The 1,549-nt window shown below is 71.3% G+C and carries 1 protein-coding gene and 1 pseudogene; both read right to left on the bottom strand.

Features of this window, described 5'->3' with window-relative positions:
• Positions 1–1,144, bottom strand: a pseudogene (locus AC2VOP_RS11210) (hypothetical protein); the annotation flags it as partial.
• A 13-nt stretch (positions 1,145–1,157) separates the two neighbouring features.
• A partial coding sequence (locus AC2VOP_RS11205) for an NUDIX domain-containing protein (protein WP_486961031.1) occupies positions 1,158–1,549 on the bottom strand: 392 nt, incomplete at its 5' end.

Below are 1,549 nucleotides of genomic sequence, written 5' to 3'. Positions count from 1 at the left end.
TGATCTCAGCGGGGCCGGTGACGGCGATCGTGTCGAGGCCCGGGTCGCCGACCCGTTGCAGGGCGCCGAGATCGGCCTGGGCGTAGGGGATCGGCGCGACGCATACCCGGTGCGCCAACGTGCGGAGCCGATCCAGCCATGCCGTCGCCGCGGCCTGGCCGGTGCCGGGGTGGACAGCCGTGCTGTCAAAGGAGTCGGGTGTTTCGGCTACCACGTAGCCGCCGGTCATGGCGTTGACGGTGACCAGCAGATCGGGGTCGATCGCTAGGCAGAGCGACCGGGTGATGGTGCCCTCGGCGTCGGCGGCCGGGGTGGTGGCGAACTCGGCCGAGGAGAGCAGCGCGTCCAGTCGGCCGCCTGCGGCCAGCGAGCCCGCCAGGTCGTCGTCGGTCAGCCGTACCGGCAGCGTGCCGCCCGGTGCGCCTGGAGCCAGCCGCGGACGGTCCGCCAACGGCCACAGCACGGTCAACTGCACCGGTTGGGAGGTGTCCGGCGCGACAACGGTGGTCCGCTGCCCGGCGGCCAGATCGCCGGGGTCAGATGGCACACCCGCCACCGGCAACAGGAAACGGGCGTCGTCCAGACGGGCGGGTTGGCCGTAGTCCGGTGTGCCGTTGACGTTGACCAACAACGGGTACACGCCGGGACGATCGACGTCCAGCGACAGCTGACTGGGTGAGTGAAGTGGGGCCGACAGGGTGAAGGGGGCGTCTTGACCGCGCTGCAGCTCGGCCGCGACCGTGACGAAGTCGCCCACCGGACGGTACTGGTCGTCGGCGCCGTCCAGGCTGGTGCGTAGGCCGGCTGAGGACGCCACCGCGGTGGCCTGCTCGAGGCGGACCATCACGTCGCGGACCGGACGGTCGCCGACGTTGGCCACCGTTCCGGTGACGGTGACCACCGGGTCGCTGGTCGTGGTGACCACCGCGGGGGTCACCCCGTCGATCCGGATAGCGACGAACGACACCGCACCCGGCTCGCCGGCTGCGGCGTGCGGGGCGCCGATGGATAGGGCGCACAAAGTCCACAGGGCGCATGCGGTTGCCGCGTCCGCCACGATGGCGACTACCACGGCCAGGCGCGCTGCAACACCTCGCCTGAGCTCCCGCCTCGACGTCCGCCGCCGTATCGATGTGCACCGCATGGTCACCGGTGGGTCACGGGGCCGCTCCGCGACCGTACTTCCGGTCGGGTGCCTGCCGGTCGGCGCGGCGATCGCGGGTGCGCGAATGCGTCTGGGGTTGCCGCAGCGGAGCGATCGCCGGCAGCGGCGGCAGCGCAGCCGGGCCGTCGGTGTGCAGCTTGTCGATCAGTTGGTCGGCCACCTGCATCAGCCGGCGCTCATCGGCGTAGGCCAGCCGGGACGAGAGTTCCCGGATCGGCACCCACGCGACCTCGGCGACTTCCATGTCGTCGTCGGATAGCTCGCCGCTGGAGAACCGCATCAGATAATGGTGCACGGTCTTGTGCACCCGCCGGCCCTCGGTAACGAACCAGTAGTCGATGCTGCCGAGGGCCGCCAGCACGCTGCCCCGGACTCCGGTTTCCT

This window comes from Mycobacterium sp. TH-M106, assembly GCF_057473765.1.
The sequence above is the reverse complement of the archived record's forward strand: the minus strand, read 5'-3'. Positions and strand labels throughout refer to the sequence as shown.